The organism is Acinetobacter sp. CAU_H_S139_7, from assembly GCF_058599305.1.
Genome location: NZ_CM178651.1, coordinates 3,415,095 through 3,434,146 on the forward strand (window position 1 = coordinate 3,415,095; position 19,052 = coordinate 3,434,146).

The following is a 19,052-nucleotide window of genomic DNA, read 5'->3' on the forward strand; positions in this document are numbered from 1 at the left end:
TTATTCGATCTCATTTTAAGCTTTAGAAGGCGACACGTTTATAGTGACGATACTCTGGCTTCCAAAAGTTCTTCTCAATCGCGTGTTGCAATTGTTCATCACTAATAATCGGGGCTACACCTGCATCCATTGCTGCTTTGGCCACTTTGAAGGCTATCAGCTTAGAGACCTTCTGAATTTCATCAATCTCAGGCAATAAATCTGCTGTAGGATTCACGAGCATCGGTGAGCAATCTGCCAAAGCATTACTCGATGCAATTAACATGGAGTCAGTCACACGGGTTGCATTGGCCGCAATCACGCCCAGCCCAATGCCTGGGAAGATATACGAGTTGTTGCACTGCGAAATATTATAAATTTTGCCTTGATAGTTGACAGGAGCAAAAGGACTGCCCGTCGCAATCAAAGCCTTGCCGTCTGTCCAGTGAATAATATCTGCTGGCACTGCTTCAACACGCGACGTTGGATTAGACAGTGGCAGCACAATCGGACGATCACAGTTCGAAGCCAAAGTGCGAATCACTTCTTCAGTGAATAAACCCGGCTGACCCGATACGCCAATCAACACAGTAGGTTTGGCATTTTTCACAACATCGAGCAGTGAAATCACTTCTTCAGCATTGCCCCATTGCGCTATCACATTTGGCTTTTGCGCCAATTTACGTTGGAAATCGAGTAGATTCGGCTGATTTTCAGTGATTAAACCAAAACGATCGACCATATACACGCGTGCACGCGCTTCGGCATCAGTTAAACCTTCAACCTTCATCTGCGCAACAATTTGCTCAGCAATCCCACAGCCTGCTGAACCCGCACCTAAGAAGGCAACGGTTTGATCTTTGAGCTGTTTACCTGCTGCACGTGATGCAGCGATCAAACTACCCACAGAAACGGCTGCGGTACCTTGAATATCATCATTAAAACAACAGATTTCATCACGGTACTTATTCAATAACGGCATGGCATTATTTTGCGCAAAATCTTCAAATTGAATTAAGGCTTTCGGCCAACGACGCTTGATTGCAGCAATCACTTCATCAACAAAAGCATAGTACTCATCACCACTGATGCGTGGTTGATTCCAACCCATATAAATCGGGTCATTCAGTAACTGCTGATTATTGGTCCCGACATCGAGGGTAATTGGTAACGTATAAGCTGGGCTAATACCACCACACGCGGTATATAGCGACAACTTTCCAATGGGAATACCCATCCCGCCAATGCCTTGGTCTCCCAAGCCTAAAATACGCTCGCCGTCGGTAATCACAATGACTTTGACATTTTTCTTGTTAATGTTATGCAAGATGTCATCAATATGCGCACGGTCTGGATAAGAAATAAATGTGCCACGATGGCGGCGATAAATATCCGAGAAACGCTGACAAGCCTCACCCACCGTTGGGGTATAGATAATTGGCATCATCTCACTTAAATGGTTTTCAATGAGGTGATAGAACAAGGTTTCGTTGGTGTCTTGAATGTTACGCAAGTAAATGTGCTTATTGATCACATCATTAAAAGCACAGTACTGTTGATAAGAACGCTGACTTTGTTCTTCAATACTTTCTTCAACATGCGGAATTAAACCATGCAAGTTGAAGCGAGTGCGCTCTTCTTCCGTAAACGCCGATCCTTTATTTAACAGCGGCAACTCAAGTAAGGTATTGCCCGCATAAGGGATGTATAAGGGTTGTTTTGTCTTTAAATATTCTGTCGTCATTACCTATCTCGTTCTACATAGATTTAGATGAACCTATGGGGAGAATCTATGCATCTAATTCGGCTACTAGCTTAGCGCCATTTGCGCATCTTTTGATATTTATAAGCGTGATGCAATTATCAAAGCGATTTAGTCTGAAAATAAAAATCAGACCGACACAACGTAAAAATGACGTTTACGGCAGTCTTTCAATCAAATAGCGCATGGATAAAATTTGAACTTGAATAAAGCTCAAGCTAAGCTAACGCTTTTATTTCTTCTTTATATTAAAAATGATCATCAAAAAATTGATGTTGTTGAGCCTTACATGTCTTTACCTCACACAAATGACAGCATGCCAATCCATTTCTACGGCGCAAAATAAGGTGAGTGATAAAATTACAGGACTATTTGGTCATAACGAAAAACTGCCTGAAATCGATCCCAAAGGCATTGTCGATATCAGTAAAGCCACCATCGAGCAATATGAGCAACTCAGTGCAAATTTACCCTTGAACCAATGGGTCTATTTGGAGAATGAAAAACAAGGGATTTATCAGCTACAAAACAAATCGACCGAAGGCTTTGTGCTATCACTACGTCTGAATTGTAAAATCAGCAGTTATCCGCCTACGTTTGAGCTTCAAGATGCACAAGGCAAACGTATTTTATATGGCTATGATAAAGAAGCAGGACAGATTCAGTTTTTACTCGACAACAAAAACTACGGCAATCCCTTTGATCCATTTCAACGCCAAACCCTGAGTCGTTTTCAACAACAGCTTGCCAGTGCCAAAGTGATTAAGCTCTTTCATGCCAGCAAACTGTATCGTTTTCAAAACCAAAATGCGGAACTCCTAAGCAAACCTGTTTCATGCCGTGAAAATAACTAAAATGGAGGTTATTTGGGTGGGTTCAAATGTGACATATCGACAAATACACCAGTCAAACGGCGCACAATCGGCAGTACAATGAGCACTACAGGATAGGCCACCACCCAAGACATCATCCATGCGGACAGCCAAACCTGTAGGAAATTGTCCACCCAACCCAAATTGCGCCAAAGATTGATCATCGAAATAATGCCACTCATAAAAAATGAGATAAAAAACGGTAAAATAAACATTGCATATTTTGCTGGTAACTTGGGAATATTGCCAATGATCATCGGCCGCTGTTCAGACACGTTTTATCCTTAAAAGTATGCGTTTTGGTTCTCATCATACTGCGCTTTTCATGTTTATTGCAGCGCAATCGTTAGCAGTTTTTGAACATTTTTTATTCTAAAAAAATGGATTCACCTAAAGACGTGGAAATTTGCTATATTTAGCGTTTTTCTGCGACATTAAATTTTCGACTGAATATGAACACGGCAATCCAAGCAGCTCTCGAGCACGCAGTGCAAAACCTTCAAGCTGAAGGCGTCCTTCCAGCAGACTGGAATAACAGCAGTACTTTGACGCGTACCAAAGACCGAAGCCACGGGGATTTCGCGTCCAATATCGCGATGATTGCCTCTAAAGCTGCGGGGATGAAGCCACGTGATTTAGCCGAAAAAATTCTTGCTGCACTGCCTGAAGTAGCGGATATCAGCAAAGCAGAAATCGCAGGTCCTGGCTTTATTAACTTCTTCTTAAATGCCGACCAACGTTTTGCCGTGCTCGATCAAATTCAAGCGCAAGGCAAGCAATTTGGTCGCACTCAAGCCAATGCTGCGAAAAAAATCCAAGTAGAATTCGTTTCTGCCAACCCGACGTCGAGCTTACACGTTGGTCATGGTCGTGGCGCAGCGTACGGGATGACCGTTGCAACCCTGCTTGAAGCAACAGGTGCAACGGTAGACCGTGAATATTATGTGAATGATGCAGGCCGTCAAATGGACATCCTTGCAACATCCACCTATTTACGCTACCTCGAATTAACAGGTCAGGAACTGGTTTTCCCAAAAAATGCCTATCAAGGCGATTATGTTAAAGAAATCGCGCAAAGCATTATTGATGCTGATGGCGATGCCTACGTTCGCCCTGTAGCCGACGTCTATAAGGATGTCCCTGAAGATGTACAATATGCAGAAGAGCTCGATGCTGAAGGCAATAAAGTTGTCCTTTCAGGCGACAAAGAAAAACACATTGATGGTTTAATTGCCAATTCACAGCAACTCATTGGTGCTGGCTACCGTGTATTCCACCAAGCAGCACTCCATGCCATCTTAGATGACATTAAAGATGATTTAGGCGAGTTTGGCGTAACCTTTAACCAATGGTTCAGCGAAGCATCACTCACTGATAAAATTGATGAAGCGTTAGCCACTTTAGAACAACGTGGTTTCTTATACAAAAAAGACGGCAATATTTGGTTCAAATCAACTGAATTTGGCGATGAAAAAGACCGTGTTGTGAAGCGTCGTAATGGACAAACCACTTACTTTGCTTCTGACATTGCTTATCACCTGAACAAATTACAACGTGGCTATACCGATATTATTGATATCTGGGGCTCAGACCACCATGGCTATATTTCACGGGTTAAAGCCGCGATTGATGCCTTAGGGTATGACTCGAAAAAACTCACCGTTCTATTGGTTCAGTTCGTCAGCCTATGGCGTGGTGGCGAGATGGTACAAATGTCATCTCGTTCTGGTCAGTTCGTGACTTTACGTGACCTGCGTAAAGAAGTGGGCAACGATGCTGCGCGTTTCTACTACGTGATGCGTAAGTCTGAGCAACACATTGACTTTGACTTAGACCTTGCAGTTTCACAAAGCAAAGACAATGCGGTGTATTACATCCAATATGCACATGCACGTGTTAATCGTATGGTCGATGTGAAAGCACCTGAAAAAGGCATTCCTTTTGATCGGAACCAAGCAGCTGATTACGATGCGACCTTATTAACTCTTGATGCTGAAACTGAAATTCTTGCCAAACTTGCGGCCTATCCTGAAATTGTGCTTCGTGCAGCAAATAGCTATGAACCACACCAAGTGGGTAACTATTTGAAAGAACTCGCAGCATTATTCCATGGTTGGTATAACTTGGATAATACAAGAATTATCGACGAACAGAATATTGCCCTTTCGCAAGCCCGTTTATTACTTTCAATAAACGTACAACAAGTTTTGCGTAATGGTTTAGAGTTACTAGGTGTGTCTGCACCTGAGACGATGTAATCTGCAAAGCAAAGCTTCACACATGGCTGCAAGACCGAAAGCTATGCTTGAGGTAACGATGTAAAAAGCAACGCTTTGCACATCGTCACAAGATGAAGGGCTTTGCCCGAAGTAGCCATATAAACCCTAATGTATCGCTCGCTTTGTGAAACTTGAATTTTGCAAAGCGATTCTTTATTTTACGATGACGCCTCTTTTAATTCCTTGAGGCCAAGTACTAAAATAAAGAAAAGAATGGGCCAGTCCCTCATATTGATTAAAAGAAAAGAGGTTTCCACGTGTTTGGAAAAACGCAGCGCGGTGTATCTGAAAGACCGAACAAACCCAAAAAGCCACTGATTCCAGCTTGGCTCGGTACACTTGTGGTCATTTTAATCGTGCTCTGTTTTGCTGTAGCACTGTTACTGTGGAAACCTTGGGCACCAGTGAAGCCGAAAGGGCAAATCACTTCGGAACATTATCAAGAAGAAACCAATAAAGACTACCGTTTCTATGACCTACTGCCACAGCAGCAAGTGACGCCGATTCCTGATCAAGCCATTCCTGAAACTAAAGATAATCCAAGCACCGTGGTGATTGTTGAAGCACCTGCTGCCGAAGAAAGTACCCCTACTGAACCGGGTTTAACCGAAACAGCGCCAGTACCACAAGCACCAAGTTTTATATTGCAAGTCCGCAGTTACCCTGACCCAGACAGTGCCGATGCACGTCGTGCAGAAATTATCTTAAATGGTCTCTCTGCCGATGTAGTCAAAACCGTTGAAGGCGGCCAAACATGGTATCGCGTGATTTCAGGGCCATACGACTCGCAAGAAGCCGCAGTGATTGCGCAACAAACCCTACAACATAGTGGCATTGACTCAATTGTGGTCAAACGCTAAAACAAAAAAAGGATGCCTCGGCATCCTTTTTTATACTCTGAGTTTGACGAGAAAATTTTGAATCAATTGCGCAACATGCTCTGCATGTACATAAGCCAAATCATGTTGCCCCTGTGATACGATGTGCAATTCTGCATGTGATATTTGACGGTGTAAGGCCTGCCCCACCGCAACAGGGCTAATCGGATCTGCATCGCCCCAAATCAGCAGAACAGGACAACGGATATGCTCCAAACTGTCCGTCAAATCAGACTGATGCTGAACAAACCAATCAGGAACCATAAAGCTCTGTTGATAATCCTCTCTCCAATCCTTCACCTGAAAAGGACTTAAATCAATACCGCCTGAGGTTGCCACGAGCACCAAGGCCTGCACCTGCTCAGCTTTTTTTAAGGCAGCTTCCACTGCAAAAATGCCGCCCATCGATTGTGCAACGACCACAGAAGGCTGTTGGATTTGATTCAATACATCGTCTTGTAAGCCCTCAAAACTCTGTATATCCACATCATCAGGATAGCCACCAAAGCTCGGATAAGCGACGACCATGGTTGAATCGTCCTGAGGAAGGTGCTGTATGACCGGTTGCCAAAATGCCGTATTGCCCGATGCACCGGGTAAGAAAATCAAGTTCAAACCATTACCACCCACTAGAACCCACTGAGCTCTTTGGCTTTTTTAAAGGCTGGCCGCTGCTGAATGCGCTGTGCATAAGCAACCATTTGAGGGTTATGGGCTTTTACCCGCTCTTGCATCGCCACCACAGGGAAGCTCATTTGGATATCGGCAAAGGAAAAATCCCCTGCAAAATAATCATGTTGAGATAAATAATTTTCCAAATATGCACTGTGCTCTTTCAAGCGTGGATTAATAAAACCGCCTTTCACCCCATCACAAATTTTATTGGCAAGCGGTTTAATTAGAAATGGAACATGCTTGGGTACATTACTCATCACCAAAGTCATAACCAAATATGGCATCAACGAGCCTTCGGCATAATGCATCCAGTAGTTGTATTGCATTAAATCCTTTGGATTTTGCGGTTTAAACTTGTGCTCCGTATCGTAGGTGGTTTGCAAGTATTCTAAAATCACCGCAGATTCTGCTATGACCAAATCACCATCGGTCAAAACAGGGGCTTTGCCTAAGGGATGAATGTTTTTTAACTCAGGTGGCGCAACATAGGTCGGTAGGCGTTTATAAAACTTCACCTCATACTCCAACCCTAACTCTTCCAAAGCCCATAAAATGCGTAAAGAGCGTGAATGTTCCAAATGGTGCAGGGTGATCATTGTTTTACCTTTTTTAATTGAAATCTAGCACCCACTTTACTCTAAAATTTGGATTTTGCACCTCTCGATACACATGAATATCCAGTCGCACAAAATCCTTTACCGCCTATAAAAAACCGTCAAGCGAGTTAGACAATTGAGGTTTCAATCTCGACGGAACGTAATAAAGTTTTAGTGACTGGTGTTTTTTGACAGATGTCTAAGATTTTTTGGCGTGCTTCTTCTGTCAATGTTTGCTCAAACGACAAACGACGGCTGATCCATTCTCGGCCTTCTTTATTGGCATTAAAATCTGCTTCGACACTAAAAGCCCCCCCACTCAATACCTTTGTGCTGCGCATACATACGTAGGGTAATCATGGTGCAGGAAATCAAACCTGTACAAATAAAGTCATAAGGTGCAGGGCCTTTATCTTGACCGCCAAAAGACGCTGGTTTATCGGTAATAAATTGGTGTTGTCCACTGCTTACTTCACCAGACCATGCTTCGACGCATGTTTTGACTTCTGCATTCGCAATTATTGCCATTTTTTTATTATCCTATTTTTCATTGATATTTTTTTGAATAGGTTTCAAGTATTGAAACTGTCCACCTATTCTGTTGTTGAACGATTTTTCGCAGTATTCCCTTTATTTTGAAGCGCGCATTTGGTCTGGAAATGCTGGTGCTTCCAAGCGCGGACCTTCATAGTCAGGAATGGAACCAAAACGTTCATCTTGTGCAATCCACTGATCACGCGCAATTTTCAATTCTTCTTGAGTACGGCCAACAAAGTTCCACCACAGTAGAATTGGACTTTCAAATGGCTCACCACCTAACAGTAACAAGCGGCTGCCAGCATGAATTTCAATTTCAATCGCACTAACACCCTGCTCAAGCACCACCATATTGTCTTCTGTCAGTTCATGCCCATTAACCGTGGCCGTTCCTTCTAAAGCCATAAAGCCATATTCAAAGTTAGGATTGAGCGTTAAACGGGTTTTGGTACTTTCTGCTGCGCTTAAGTCCACCCCTAATAGCTCGGTATAAACACTCACAGGTGAAGTGGTATTTAAAAACTCTCCGACCAAAACGGTAAATTCCACCCCATCTTTTTCCACCACTGGCAGTTCTGGATAGTGATCGAAACGGGGTTCAACAGCAATTTGTGCATCGGGCAATGCTATCCATAATTGCGCCGCATGCATTTTGGTTTCTGTATCTGGCGCAACTTCCGTATGGGAAATTCCATGTCCTGCGGTCATGAGGTTGACCTGTTTTGGACGAATCAGCTGTTTGCTACCCAAACTATCGGTATGCATCATGGTGCCTTCAATCATCCATGTAAAGGTTTGCAAACCGATATGTGGATGCGGGCCAACATCTAAACCATCCCCTTGTGGGAAAGTTACAGGACCTGCGTGATCTAAGAAACACCATGCGCCAATCATTCGTTTATGACGACTTGGTAGTGCACGCTTGATGACCGTCCCTTGGCCTATTTCAGCACTTCTCAGTGGAAACTCTTGAATGAATTGATTTACGTATTTTTCACAGTCATCCGAATGTGAAAGTTCAGTATAGTTATTATTCGTCATGTGCTTACTCATTACAGATCCATATGTCCTAGATCATAACAAGCAGATTCCCAACTGCACATCCCTAAAAATAGAATGCTGATTCTTAAAATTGGGACAATATCTTGTGTTTTCAAAACTTAACTACAAGGCAATGAGTGAATGTAAAAATGTTGTTACATCTTTATTTTTTAAAGATTACGACCACCTGAAAATAAGAAAAATATTATTGTGTAAGCCCTTTTGATAAATGAAATATACAGATTTCTCAATTTTCATGCCTACCCCATATAAATTTCATTCTGATGATAGTGTAGATAAGGCAGGTGTTTTACATCCAAGTGCAATTTTAAATGTGTTGGAATAGAAAAGAACTCTTTATCAATCTTATTGAGCTTTTTCGAAATCTGAACTATCCCCGTGTCAAGAAAAGTAATAAATCCTTGATCAAATAGACGGTCAAAATTTGGAGACAATAAGAATCCATTATAAACATCTACTTTTTCATTTCCATCACACTTTGCCCAAGGCTTAATATGGGATGCAATTAACAATCTACTATGACTAAAGCCTGTGACTGCACAATAGGGATAAAAATCAAAAAGCTTTTTCCTGAACTTATTTTGAATCAGTCTGACTTTAACTAAACGCTCAGCATCTGTTGTAAATATTTGTTTTTCCGTAAATATTGACTCATCATTAACATCAATTTCTTTTAAAAAGTCACCATAATGCTTCAATGCAGAAGAATACATATTATTCCCCACTCGGTTTCTATCTTGATAGATATCTAAAGTAAAAATTGTCTGCTTTAATGCTTCAAACTCAATGCTGTTTTGAGGTAACTCATAACTAGGTAACCACTCATTAATTCTATTTTTTATAACTAAATCATATTTTAAAGCTGTAGCCTTTGAAAGATTCTTATTCTGTATTAACCAATGATAAAAATTCATCCCTCTCTCCCTACCTCGTTATATAAAAAAGGACGCCTAAGCGTCCTTTTCAAAGAGTAATTTCTCATTCACTGCCGCGAGCATAGCTCTTGGCGTAATTTAGGTAAGAAGCTTCGCTTCTTGAAAGCCTTTCTGCCGCAGACGTAGCCTTTGGCGTAAAACTGGCATGAAGCGTTGCTTCATGAAAGCCCAGTTTTACTCCCATTCAATCGTTGCTGGTGGCTTAGACGATACGTCATAAACAACACGAGAAACATCTTTAATTTCGTTCATGATACGAGTCGAAATTTTATCTACAAGATCATAAGGAAGATGTGCGAAACGTGCTGTCATGAAGTCAACGGTTTCAACGGCACGAAGTGCAATCACCCATGCATAACGACGGCCATCACCGACGACGCCAACAGATTTCACAGGTTGGAATACAGCAAAGGCTTGTGCAGTTTTATCATACCAACCGCTAGCACGAAGCTCTTGCATAAAAATGTCATCTGCAAGACGTAAAATGTCTGCATATTCTTTCTTCACTTCACCCAAAATACGCACGCCCAAACCTGGACCTGGGAATGGATGACGATATAGCATTTCAAACGGTAAACCTAAAGTTGTGCCTAAACGACGCACTTCATCTTTAAACAAATCACGGATTGGCTCAACCAATTCAAAAGCTAAGTCATCTGGTAAACCGCCCACATTGTGGTGAGATTTAATCACATGAGCTTTACCATTTTTGGTTGCAGCAGATTCGATCACGTCTGGGTAAATTGTCCCTTGAGCAAGGAAGTTTACGCCATCAAGTTTACGCGCTTCTTCAGCAAAAACTTCAATGAACTCACGACCAATGATTTTACGTTTCTTCTCAGGATCAACTTCACCAGCAAGTGCAGTCAAGAAACGCTCTTCCGCATCGGCACGAATCACACGGATACCCATGTTTTTCGCAAACATGTCCATCACTTGTTCGCCTTCGTTCAAACGAAGCAAGCCGTTGTCAACGAATACACAAGTCAATTGATCGCCAATCGCACGGTGTAAAAGCGCAGCAACCACTGATGAATCAACACCACCCGACAGACCTAAAAGAACTTTTTGATCGCCAATTTGTTGACGTAATTGTTCAACGCGTAAGTCAATGATGTTTTCAGAGTTCCACAGGCTACGACAGCCACAAATGCTGTGTACAAAGTTAGATAATAACTCTGCACCTTTTGCAGTGTGCGTTACTTCTGGGTGGAACTGAATCCCGTAAAAACGACGCGTTTCATCAGAAACCATCGCCACTGGACAGCTTGGTGTGCTTGCAGTGATTTGGAAACCTTCAGGAATCGCTGTCACTTTGTCACCATGACTCATCCAGACTTTAAGTTGGTCTTTGGTGTCTTCAAGATCACCAATCAACTTGTCACGAACTTGAATGTTTACTTCGGCATAACCGAACTCATGTACAGTACCCGGCTCAACTTTACCGCCAAGCTGTGCAGACATGGTTTGTAAGCCATAGCAAATACCCAAAACTGGTACACCTAAGTTGAACACAACTTCTGGCGCACGTGGGCTGCCTTCTTCGTGTACGCTCTCAGGACCACCTGATAAGATGATACCGTTTGGATTAAATGCACGAATGTCTTCTTCAGACATGTCATAGGCATACATTTCAGAATATACACCAGCTTCACGTACGCGGCGTGCAATAAGCTGGCTATATTGAGAACCGAAATCCAAAATAAGGATACGATCTTCAGTAATTTGAGTATTGGTAGTCATGACAAACAACTATGAAAGGCAAACGAATATAAGCGCCGTATTCTAGCATTTTTCCGCGCATAACGCACATAATTCGGACAAGCTTTATACAACGCTTAAAACCCAATGGTTTTTATATCAAAAAGCACGCTTTCGCGTGCCTGATGTTTATTTCAAAACTTTTTCTATTTTAACGACTTCAATATCAGTCGGTTTATAACGATGTGTATCCACCTCACCGACCACCTGTACTTTATCGCCTGCTTTAATATTGGATGCTTTCCATAAATGGTCATCAATATCCAGCAAAATAACCCCTGTACCATCGCTGAACTCGTAGTGGTCTTCATTGAGATGTTTCAGCAGCGTGCCTTTTAAGGTGACCGCAGTTTCATCTTTGAGCTTTGCAATGGCTGACACAGAGACATGGTTCTTTGCAGCTTCTTGTAAAATGATATGATCATCTTTGGCCCATGCGCCAGCGGCAAGACTTAAACTTGTAATACATAACCCTATTTTAAAAAGATTTTTTCATCTTATTTTCCTCATGTTTTATTGATCTTGATCAAAAAAAATAACGTCCACACCGTACTTTTTTGTAAATAAAAAAGCAGCATCCTGCATGCTGCTTTTCATTTTGAATTATTTTTCAATCAAATGATCTAGACTCATTTTTCCTGCACCATGCAGGATTAGAAACAATAGACCACCTGCCATGGCAAAATTTTTCATAAAATTAATGCTGGCTTGTGCGCCATCGTGAAAAATAAACGCGGTAATAACACTAAATAGGTCTAAGCCAAACGCAGGAAAGTGGGCTTGAAAACCAAATAACAGCGCTAAGCCACCACCAAACTCAACTAAAATGGTTAAAGGTAATAGCGCTCCAAGCCCCCATATACCCTAAAGTTACGCTATAAGCTGAAATTTTTCCCTAGCTTGCAACAAGAGAATATAAGCCATCAGTACACGGGGAATTAAAGCTAAAACTACATCTGTATTGGGTTGATTGATAATATTTTTGGCCACAACATTTCGATTAAATATTTTTACACCTTTAAATACGTTTTATTTGAAGTTGTAGCTATCTTAATGTTCTCTATTTTTAGAATAAATATCCATTTTCATCACACATACTTTTAAGATAAGAACACTGATAGCTAAATTTATTTACGTTTTAATACTGACTTCTGATAACGAGACTGCTAGGATTTCCGCACTCTTTTGCTTATTTGTGCCCCATGGAACTGATTGATTTTATATTACATGTCGATGACCATCTGCTTGAGTTTATCACCAACTATGGGGTTTGGATTTATGCAATTTTGTTTCTCATCATCTTTGTGGAAACAGGTTTGGTGGTCATGCCGTTCCTACCCGGCGACAGTTTATTATTTGCCGCAGGTGCATTAGCTGCATCCACAGGTGCAATGAACCCATGGACTCTTGGTGTTTTACTTTTTATCGCGGCTGTACTGGGCGATACGCTGAATTATCACATTGGCCGTTATATTGGACCGCGTGTTTTTGAAATCGAGTCCCGTTTCATCAATAAACAACACCTGATTAATACACAAAAATTCTTTGAAAAACATGGTGGTAAAACCATTATTTTTGCGCGTTTTATCCCTTTTGCGCGGACTTTTGCACCTTTTGTAGCAGGTGCAGGAAAAATGGATTACAAATTTTTCCTGTCTTATAACCTAATTGGCGCATTCTGCTGGATTGGTTCATTCATTACTTTAGGCTATATTTTTGGTAATGTGCCTGTGGTCAAAGACAATTTCACGCATCTGATTTTCGGCATTATTATTATTAGTGTCTTGCCGGGGATCATTGGTTTTATTCGTGCCAAATTAAAGAAAAAATCAACCACTGAAGCTTAAGCAAAAAAACGTAGAATCACGGGAAACATACACACCACCAACAACATGGCCGATCCTTTATATAAGAGATCGGCTTTTATTTGTTTGGACTCACCCGATAAAATGGCACGGCCAAAAGACATCCAGAACAGTGCCGTTGGCAATAACACCAGACTAAACACCGCAAACACCAAAAAGAAATTGGTGGGATTATCCCAGGCTTCATAGGGAAAAATACCCGCAGCAAATAAGACTGCTTTCGGATTTTTCAAAGTAGAAAAAAATAATTGTTTAGGTCGAATCGAGGTAAAACGTTGATTATGTTTTTCTAAGTGCGAGCTTTTCCATAAATGAAAAGCCAACCAAAATACATAAACTGCACTGAGTGCATGTAAAAGATCTATCAGATAAGGCCAAGTCGGGGTGCTGAGATGAATCAGGAGTGCCCATAAATTGATGGCATAGAAATACCCAAACAGTTCTGCGGGTACAAGTAAGCTGGTCTTCGCCAGACCTTGCTGATGTGCAGAGCTTGCGAGTAAAGCATTGGTTGGTCCCGGAATCATCAAGACAGCAATCATTGCCAATACAAACAGCCAACTCTCAATCATAGACATCCAACAACAGCATTAAAGATGTGCAATTTAGCCGAAAAAGAGCTGTTTCCTCAAGTCAAAGCCGAAAAAAACACAGAACCCATGAGGTAGAAAAGCGCGTGTTAAAACGATAGTCCATTGTTTTATTGAAATTATTTTCGAAACATTTTGCTAAGATTTTAATGACTGCTGAAAGGGTGAACCCTTCAGCAGGATGAATAAATGCGGCATTAATTCGTCTTATTTTGCACGGTAATCGCACAGCCTTTGAATTTTGCAGCCTGTACAATCGCCTCTTGCTGACCCAAAAGTCGTGAAATTTCAGTTTTTTTGGTATTCGATGATTGTCCCATATTCACTGAAACGCTTGGACCAAAGCCCCAACCGCCACCATGACTCCATCCACCACCCAGACCTAGCCCCACGCCAACACCCGTGCGTTTCGCAGTAGGTACACCTTCATCTAAATGTTGCTGAATCCGATTATATTCTGCTTGTAACTGTTGGCAGTTCAAAGCTTGATACTGTGTAGGAGAGACATAAGTCGGTTTAACCGTTGTGGCACAGGCGCTCAATAACAGCGTACTGCCCACTAAAAAAGCAATTGTGATCTTTTTCATGCTGAATCTCGCAATTTATTATTCTCAATCTCATTGAACAATGATTGATAGGCCTGCGTCAATTTATGATCGTGTGCCAAATGAATCAAAGGTAAATTTTTGTGGTGCGATTCTTTCATCAGCACCGATGGGGGCAACATACTTTCTAGTACAGGAAGACCTTCATCCTTCAGCTGTTGCACCACTTCACGTGGAAGTTTGGCCTGCGCTTGGAACTGATTCACCACAATGCCTTCAATTTCCAAATGATCATTATGATCGTCTTGAGTTTCGAGCACATTTTCGATCAAAGTTTGCAGTGCACGTTTAGAAAAGACATCACAATCAAACGGAATCAGGACTTTATTGGCTGCAATCAGTGCCGACAAAGTAAAGAAGTTAAAGGCTGGTGGTGTATCGATATAGACACGATCATATTTTCCGGCAAGCTGTTGTAACGCATCACGCAGTTTATAAATTTTATGTTTTGACTCTAAAGCATAAGCCAATGCCCCGAGGCTTGGGCTGGCTGGAATCACATCCAAATTTTTAAAAGGGGATTGGTGCACATAACTTTCTAAGCCTTTAGCACGCCCTTTGAGGATCGAACCAATGGCACTGCCCAATAGACTTTTATTTTGAGTCGTTCCAAGTACTTCTTCAAAATAGTTTTCAATATTGGGTTCTAAGGCTGGCTTGTCTGCCGAATACGTTGCGTCATCGCCCAATACATACTGGCTCGAATTCGCTTGCGGATCGAGATCAATCAGTAAGGTTTTTAAGCCTTGATGTGCACTAATTGCCGCTAAATTCACTGCAATACTGGATTTGCCGACACCACCTTTTTGATTAAATACCACACGTGTATGCATAAAATCCCCTCCATCTTGTTATTTTTCCGCTATAGATAGCAGTGTAGCGCAGAACAATCGCTGTGCCGATGATTATGTCTAACAATTAGCCAAAGTTTGGTTTAATCATGACTAAACCTAAAATGGATATCATCGCTACCACCGCCAAGAATAACCCCACTCGGCGCTGTGTAAGTAAAATGCTGTCTTCTTTTTTATAAGCTTTCGACAAAGAAGATAACATCACTAAAAATAAAACCACTTTGGCATAAAACCATGTTTGCACATCAAAGTTTTTCATCACTAAAAGTGCAACCCCAGTCAGTACAATCACCAGCATGCTTAAGTGCTGAAGAGCAACAAAAACTGTTCGACCTGCTGGATTGGGTTGATTGCCTTGAACGCCTTTAAATAATGTCAGGGCACGCGCCAAAATCACGACACATGCCAAGCTGACCGCACACATATGCACGATCTTAATCAATAATTGTGTTTCCATAACTGAATCTCTGCTTAGCTTTTCGGGGCATGTACGCAATTTGGACTAGAAGTGTCTTGTCCTTGCCATTCTTCAGGTAGAAAGGCATGAATAGCTAAAGCATGAATTTTACCTGGACTGAGTAAGTCTCCTGCTACCGCATAAATTTTTTGATGGCGCTGAACTAAACGTAATCCCTCAAAAATATCACTCACCACGATTACTTTAAAATGTGACTCTTTCCCTGGAAAATAACCGCCATGACCAGAAGATTCATTCACAACTTCTAAATATGATGAGGAAAGCTGTTGTAAGCGTTCAATCAATTGCTGCTCCAAGCTCATACCTGTCTCCAAAAATAATGATTCGTTCAGAGTATACCTGTTCCTTCGAGATGTTGAATGCGTAAAACTCTTTTCACTAACATGAGGCACAACGTTTCGTGAACAAAAGTTAAAAAAGCTCAATACGCAGTCTAAAACTGGCTTTATTTTATGCAATTAAACTCAGCTTTTTCATAAAGCTATTGACCCTGAACTTGCTTGCTGTATCATACAGCGCTATGCGGGAATAGCTCAGTTGGTAGAGCACAACCTTGCCAAGGTTGGGGTCGCGAGTTCGAGTCTCGTTTCCCGCTCCAAATTTTTTTCAGTGTAAGTTTTAGCAAAAACTGCTCAATACGCGGGAATAGCTCAGTTGGTAGAGCACAACCTTGCCAAGGTTGGGGTCGCGAGTTCGAGTCTCGTTTCCCGCTCCATTTTTTAGTGTAAGTTTTTATAAAAACTGCTCAATACGCGGGAATAGCTCAGTTGGTAGAGCACAACCTTGCCAAGGTTGGGGTCGCGAGTTCGAGTCTCGTTTCCCGCTCCAAATTCAAAAAAGCCCTCATCGAAAGATGGGGGTTTTTTATTGTTGATTTTATTAGGTTTTTAAGAAAATTACTCTACTCACAACTGCCACAGCACCTACCTACCACTCTCCAATAAACTAGACCTTGTGACCAAGATGTGACCATTACGTGTCCTTAGGCATCAAAATAACACTAAATGACGTCAAATAAGCTTAATTTACGATCTAATTTAGCCTTCATTTTCTTGGTATAAAGCTTCTAATTCTCGGTTCATGTTTTTATTTTTTTACCAATGAGTAAATTATCAATGTCCATAGAATTTTAGATGTGACCATTTGTGACCAAAAATCACGACATAAAAAAACTGAATTAGCTCAATTTTGACGAAAAAAACCACTCTTTTATATCAAAGAGTAAAAAATGAAATTCCTTAGAGACTCATGATAAGGTTTGAGGCCACATACTTTTCAATGTGACCATTTGTGACCAAAAGATTTTTATATAATTAATTTTAAATATCTTTTTCAAAAACAAATAAGTCCCCTACTTGTATATCTAAGTAGTCGCAAATGCGATTAATTGTATCCAAATCAATCCTTGTTAAATCTCCATTATAAAGTTTGTGCAATGTTGTTTTATTAATTCCAGTACCACGGATTAGATCTGCAACACGCATTTTGCGCTCCGCCAACAAAATAGGCAGCTTACAAACAACCATTAAAATTTCCTCTAATACCATGAAAATTTAATTGCATTTAATTAAATTTAAGGTTATTTTAGCTATAAGGATGAAAAATTACTTCCATCCAATGAATTATGACAGGAATACAATTATGACATATACCTACTTAACAGCCCAACAATTGGCTGAAAAAATTCAGTACGACGCACGTACTATCCGCAACCAACTCAAAGATAGCGTTTTCATTGAAGGTGTTCACTACATTCGCCCATTTGGTGGACGCAAAATTCTTTTTGTTTGGGAACGCATTGAAACTGAAATGCTGAAGTTCACAGGCCTAAGCATGGATGCACTGCAATAATTTTAAAGTGAGGTTAACCAATGGCGAGTATACAAGCCCGCAGTGGAAAGTTGGTTGTTGACTTCCGTTATTTGGGCATTCGTTGTCGTGAAACAACAACACTTGTTGATAACCCTTATAACCGTCGTATTTTAAAAAAACGACTCGACCAACTTGAAGCTGAAATCACTCTAGGTACGTTTGAATACGGAAAATATTTTCCAAAAAGTAAGCGCATCGAAGAGTTCACAGCAAAGCGTAGTTTGCAAATTGCTGTACAAAGTAATGTTCCACTTTTTCATGATTATGTTGAAGTGTGGTTTACACAGAAAGAAATTGAATGGCGCATGTCTTACCGACAGAAGGTTTTAATAGTGATTGAGAACTACTTAAAGCCAGCTTTTGGAAAACAAGTTCTTTCGAAAATTAAGAAGTCAGACTTGATTGACTTCCGTGCCTCCCTCGCCAAAGTGACACACGGAAAAAATCAAACAAGTCTGAAAGCATCGAGGATCAATCAAATCATGACGCCTTTACGTATGATACTCAATGACGCAGCTGAACGATATGGTTTTGAATCACCATATAAAAATATAAACAACTTAAAAGAGAGTCGAATTGAGGTCACCCCTTTCTCTCTTGAAGAAGTTCAGCAAATCATTACAACGGTTCGTGATGACTTTAAACCGTATTACACCATCCGTTTTTTTACGGGTATGCGTACCAGTGAAATTGATGGTCTTCAATGGAAAAACATTGACTTACAGCGTCGTGAAATCCATATCCGTGAAGCACTTGTGAATGGTGTTTTAGGTGGAACCAAAACGTATGGTTCTGACCGCACGATCCAGATGAATGACCGAGTGTACCAAGCCTTTCTGCAACAGAAAAGCCTCAACAACGGAAAATCGGACTTCGTCTTCTGCAACCGTGATGGCGGTCCTCTAGACTACCGTTTAGTTAATAAGCGTGTATGGCACCCTATCCTGCGCTTTTTAGGATTAACGCCTCGTCGTGCTTATCAGACACGTCACACAGCTGCCACACTTTGGTTATCTGCGGGTGAAAATCCTGAATGGATTGCACGTCAGCTAGGTCATTCGACCACTGAAATGCTGTTCCGTGTTTACAGCCGCTACATTCCAAACGTCACACGTCGTGATGGCAGTGCTTTTGAAGCCATGCTGGAAAGACTAAATACAGAGGAGCCTGCTCATGAACAGTAAAGCTTTCTTTGGCGGTGTAGTCGTTAGCCCAGAAGCAGATATGGTCGCGCGTGAACTCATTCATGAGTTACACATTCCCAAACTGCACAATCTGGCCTTTTTGCTGGAAATCAATAAATGCTTCGATGACCACCAAGCATTGAGACTTTGGCTACAGCGAATGCTGGATGATGGACAAGCCCATTACGACGACCTGGCCCAACAGGCTCGCCTTCGGTTAATGAGCTTAGCTCACTCATAAAACAAACATATAAGGTCATCTAATTGA

The 19,052-nt window shown here is 41.3% G+C and carries 21 protein-coding genes, 3 tRNA genes and 2 pseudogenes; 10 read left to right on the top strand and 16 right to left on the bottom strand.

What is annotated here, in order from left to right:
• Positions 1 to 22: 22 nt before the first annotated feature.
• Entirely contained in the window at positions 23 to 1,723 is a 1,701-nt protein-coding gene (locus tag AC4MC0_RS16560; RefSeq protein WP_491887158.1) for an NAD-dependent malic enzyme, read from the bottom strand.
• 272 nt (positions 1,724 to 1,995) lie between these two features.
• Here AC4MC0_RS16560 and AC4MC0_RS16565 point away from each other — a divergent pair, with 272 nt between their 5' ends.
• On the top strand, positions 1,996 to 2,595 hold the full coding sequence (locus AC4MC0_RS16565; RefSeq protein WP_205667345.1) for a YfjT/YkfB family phage-associated protein: 600 nt from the start codon (positions 1,996 to 1,998) through the stop codon (positions 2,593 to 2,595).
• An 8-nt stretch (positions 2,596 to 2,603) separates the two neighbouring features.
• On the opposite strand, the gene AC4MC0_RS16570 is transcribed toward AC4MC0_RS16565, so the two are convergent.
• Complete coding sequence (locus tag AC4MC0_RS16570; RefSeq protein WP_004684392.1) at positions 2,604 to 2,888, bottom strand: DUF2798 domain-containing protein; 285 nt, start codon at positions 2,886 to 2,888, stop codon at positions 2,604 to 2,606.
• A gap of 177 nt (positions 2,889 to 3,065) precedes the next feature.
• On the opposite strand from AC4MC0_RS16570, the gene argS reads away from it, so the two are divergent.
• Positions 3,066 to 4,871, top strand: a complete 1,806-nt coding sequence (argS, locus tag AC4MC0_RS16575) for an arginine--tRNA ligase (RefSeq protein ID WP_491887159.1) — start codon at positions 3,066 to 3,068, stop codon at positions 4,869 to 4,871.
• Positions 4,872 to 5,149: 278 nt separating this feature from the next.
• The gene (locus AC4MC0_RS16580) at positions 5,150 to 5,752 is read left to right on the top strand and encodes an SPOR domain-containing protein (protein ID WP_125274328.1); all 603 of its coding nucleotides are present in this window, start codon (positions 5,150 to 5,152) and stop codon (positions 5,750 to 5,752) included.
• 30 nt (positions 5,753 to 5,782) lie between these two features.
• On the opposite strand, the gene AC4MC0_RS16585 is transcribed toward AC4MC0_RS16580, so the two are convergent.
• From AC4MC0_RS16585 to AC4MC0_RS16620, 8 genes and pseudogenes are all read right to left on the bottom strand, one after another.
• Positions 5,783 to 6,385, bottom strand: coding sequence for an alpha/beta fold hydrolase (locus tag AC4MC0_RS16585; RefSeq protein ID WP_491887160.1), 603 nt, complete (start codon positions 6,383 to 6,385; stop codon positions 5,783 to 5,785).
• A 14-nt stretch (positions 6,386 to 6,399) separates the two neighbouring features.
• Positions 6,400 to 7,041: a glutathione S-transferase family protein gene (locus tag AC4MC0_RS16590; protein ID WP_491887161.1), complete on the bottom strand. Its 642-nt coding sequence runs from the start codon at positions 7,039 to 7,041 to the stop codon at positions 6,400 to 6,402.
• 128 nt (positions 7,042 to 7,169) lie between these two features.
• Positions 7,170 to 7,569: pseudogene (locus AC4MC0_RS16595) on the bottom strand (OsmC family protein).
• Between the two features lie 102 nt (positions 7,570 to 7,671).
• Positions 7,672 to 8,619 (bottom strand): pirin family protein, encoded by a 948-nt coding sequence (locus AC4MC0_RS16600; protein WP_218289132.1) that lies wholly within the window; start codon positions 8,617 to 8,619, stop codon positions 7,672 to 7,674.
• A gap of 260 nt (positions 8,620 to 8,879) precedes the next feature.
• Entirely contained in the window at positions 8,880 to 9,554 is a 675-nt protein-coding gene (locus AC4MC0_RS16605) for an HNH endonuclease (protein WP_058952393.1), read from the bottom strand.
• 195 nt (positions 9,555 to 9,749) lie between these two features.
• Entirely contained in the window at positions 9,750 to 11,318 is a 1,569-nt protein-coding gene (gene guaA, locus AC4MC0_RS16610; RefSeq protein ID WP_004684379.1) for a glutamine-hydrolyzing GMP synthase, read from the bottom strand.
• A 147-nt stretch (positions 11,319 to 11,465) separates the two neighbouring features.
• Positions 11,466 to 11,813 (bottom strand): NirD/YgiW/YdeI family stress tolerance protein, encoded by a 348-nt coding sequence (locus AC4MC0_RS16615; protein WP_078426284.1) that lies wholly within the window; start codon positions 11,811 to 11,813, stop codon positions 11,466 to 11,468.
• 126 nt (positions 11,814 to 11,939) lie between these two features.
• Positions 11,940 to 12,344, bottom strand: a pseudogene (locus tag AC4MC0_RS16620) (DoxX family protein).
• Between the two features lie 194 nt (positions 12,345 to 12,538).
• On the opposite strand from AC4MC0_RS16620, the gene AC4MC0_RS16625 reads away from it, so the two are divergent.
• Positions 12,539 to 13,183 (top strand): DedA family protein, encoded by a 645-nt coding sequence (locus AC4MC0_RS16625; protein WP_004684377.1) that lies wholly within the window; start codon positions 12,539 to 12,541, stop codon positions 13,181 to 13,183.
• On the opposite strand, the gene AC4MC0_RS16630 is transcribed toward AC4MC0_RS16625, so the two are convergent.
• The 5 genes from AC4MC0_RS16630 to AC4MC0_RS16650 form a co-directional block, all read right to left on the bottom strand.
• Positions 13,180 to 13,773 carry a LysE family translocator gene (locus AC4MC0_RS16630; RefSeq protein ID WP_005401909.1) on the bottom strand — a complete coding sequence of 198 codons (594 nt, stop codon included), beginning with the start codon at positions 13,771 to 13,773 and terminating at the stop codon, positions 13,180 to 13,182. The two genes, AC4MC0_RS16625 and AC4MC0_RS16630, sit on opposite strands and share 4 nt — an antisense overlap.
• Before the next feature lie 215 nt (positions 13,774 to 13,988).
• Complete coding sequence (locus tag AC4MC0_RS16635) at positions 13,989 to 14,378, bottom strand: YqhG/Tai3 family protein (RefSeq protein WP_004684374.1); 390 nt, start codon at positions 14,376 to 14,378, stop codon at positions 13,989 to 13,991.
• Positions 14,375 to 15,229 (bottom strand): ParA family protein, encoded by an 855-nt coding sequence (locus AC4MC0_RS16640; RefSeq protein ID WP_004684373.1) that lies wholly within the window; start codon positions 15,227 to 15,229, stop codon positions 14,375 to 14,377. Before AC4MC0_RS16640 ends, AC4MC0_RS16635 begins: the two co-directional genes overlap by 4 nt.
• A gap of 85 nt (positions 15,230 to 15,314) precedes the next feature.
• On the bottom strand, positions 15,315 to 15,707 hold the full coding sequence (locus AC4MC0_RS16645) for a SirB2 family protein (protein ID WP_004684372.1): 393 nt from the start codon (positions 15,705 to 15,707) through the stop codon (positions 15,315 to 15,317).
• 14 nt (positions 15,708 to 15,721) lie between these two features.
• On the bottom strand, positions 15,722 to 16,030 hold the full coding sequence (locus AC4MC0_RS16650; protein WP_004684371.1) for a BolA family protein: 309 nt from the start codon (positions 16,028 to 16,030) through the stop codon (positions 15,722 to 15,724).
• 220 nt (positions 16,031 to 16,250) lie between these two features.
• Between AC4MC0_RS16650 and AC4MC0_RS16655 the strand changes: the two genes are divergently transcribed.
• The 3 genes from AC4MC0_RS16655 to AC4MC0_RS16665 all read left to right on the top strand — a co-directional run bounded on the left by AC4MC0_RS16655 (position 16,251) and on the right by AC4MC0_RS16665 (position 16,556).
• Positions 16,251 to 16,326 (top strand) — tRNA-Gly (locus AC4MC0_RS16655).
• A gap of 41 nt (positions 16,327 to 16,367) precedes the next feature.
• Positions 16,368 to 16,443: transfer RNA gene (locus AC4MC0_RS16660), tRNA-Gly, on the top strand.
• A gap of 37 nt (positions 16,444 to 16,480) precedes the next feature.
• Positions 16,481 to 16,556: transfer RNA gene (locus tag AC4MC0_RS16665), tRNA-Gly, on the top strand.
• Positions 16,557 to 17,047: 491 nt separating this feature from the next.
• Here AC4MC0_RS16665 and AC4MC0_RS16670 read toward each other — a convergent pair.
• Complete coding sequence (locus AC4MC0_RS16670; protein WP_039909129.1) at positions 17,048 to 17,254, bottom strand: helix-turn-helix domain-containing protein; 207 nt, start codon at positions 17,252 to 17,254, stop codon at positions 17,048 to 17,050.
• Positions 17,255 to 17,369: 115 nt separating this feature from the next.
• On the opposite strand from AC4MC0_RS16670, the gene AC4MC0_RS16675 reads away from it, so the two are divergent.
• The 3 genes from AC4MC0_RS16675 to AC4MC0_RS16685 are packed head-to-tail and all read left to right on the top strand — an operon-like array spanning position 17,370 to position 19,025.
• Positions 17,370 to 17,579, top strand: a complete 210-nt coding sequence (locus AC4MC0_RS16675; protein ID WP_005403933.1) for a hypothetical protein — start codon at positions 17,370 to 17,372, stop codon at positions 17,577 to 17,579.
• 20 nt (positions 17,580 to 17,599) lie between these two features.
• Positions 17,600 to 18,784, top strand: a complete 1,185-nt coding sequence (locus AC4MC0_RS16680; protein WP_005403932.1) for a site-specific integrase — start codon at positions 17,600 to 17,602, stop codon at positions 18,782 to 18,784.
• Positions 18,774 to 19,025, top strand: a complete 252-nt coding sequence (locus AC4MC0_RS16685; protein WP_005249585.1) for a hypothetical protein — start codon at positions 18,774 to 18,776, stop codon at positions 19,023 to 19,025. Before AC4MC0_RS16680 ends, AC4MC0_RS16685 begins: the two co-directional genes overlap by 11 nt.
• Positions 19,026 to 19,052 lie beyond the last annotated feature (27 nt).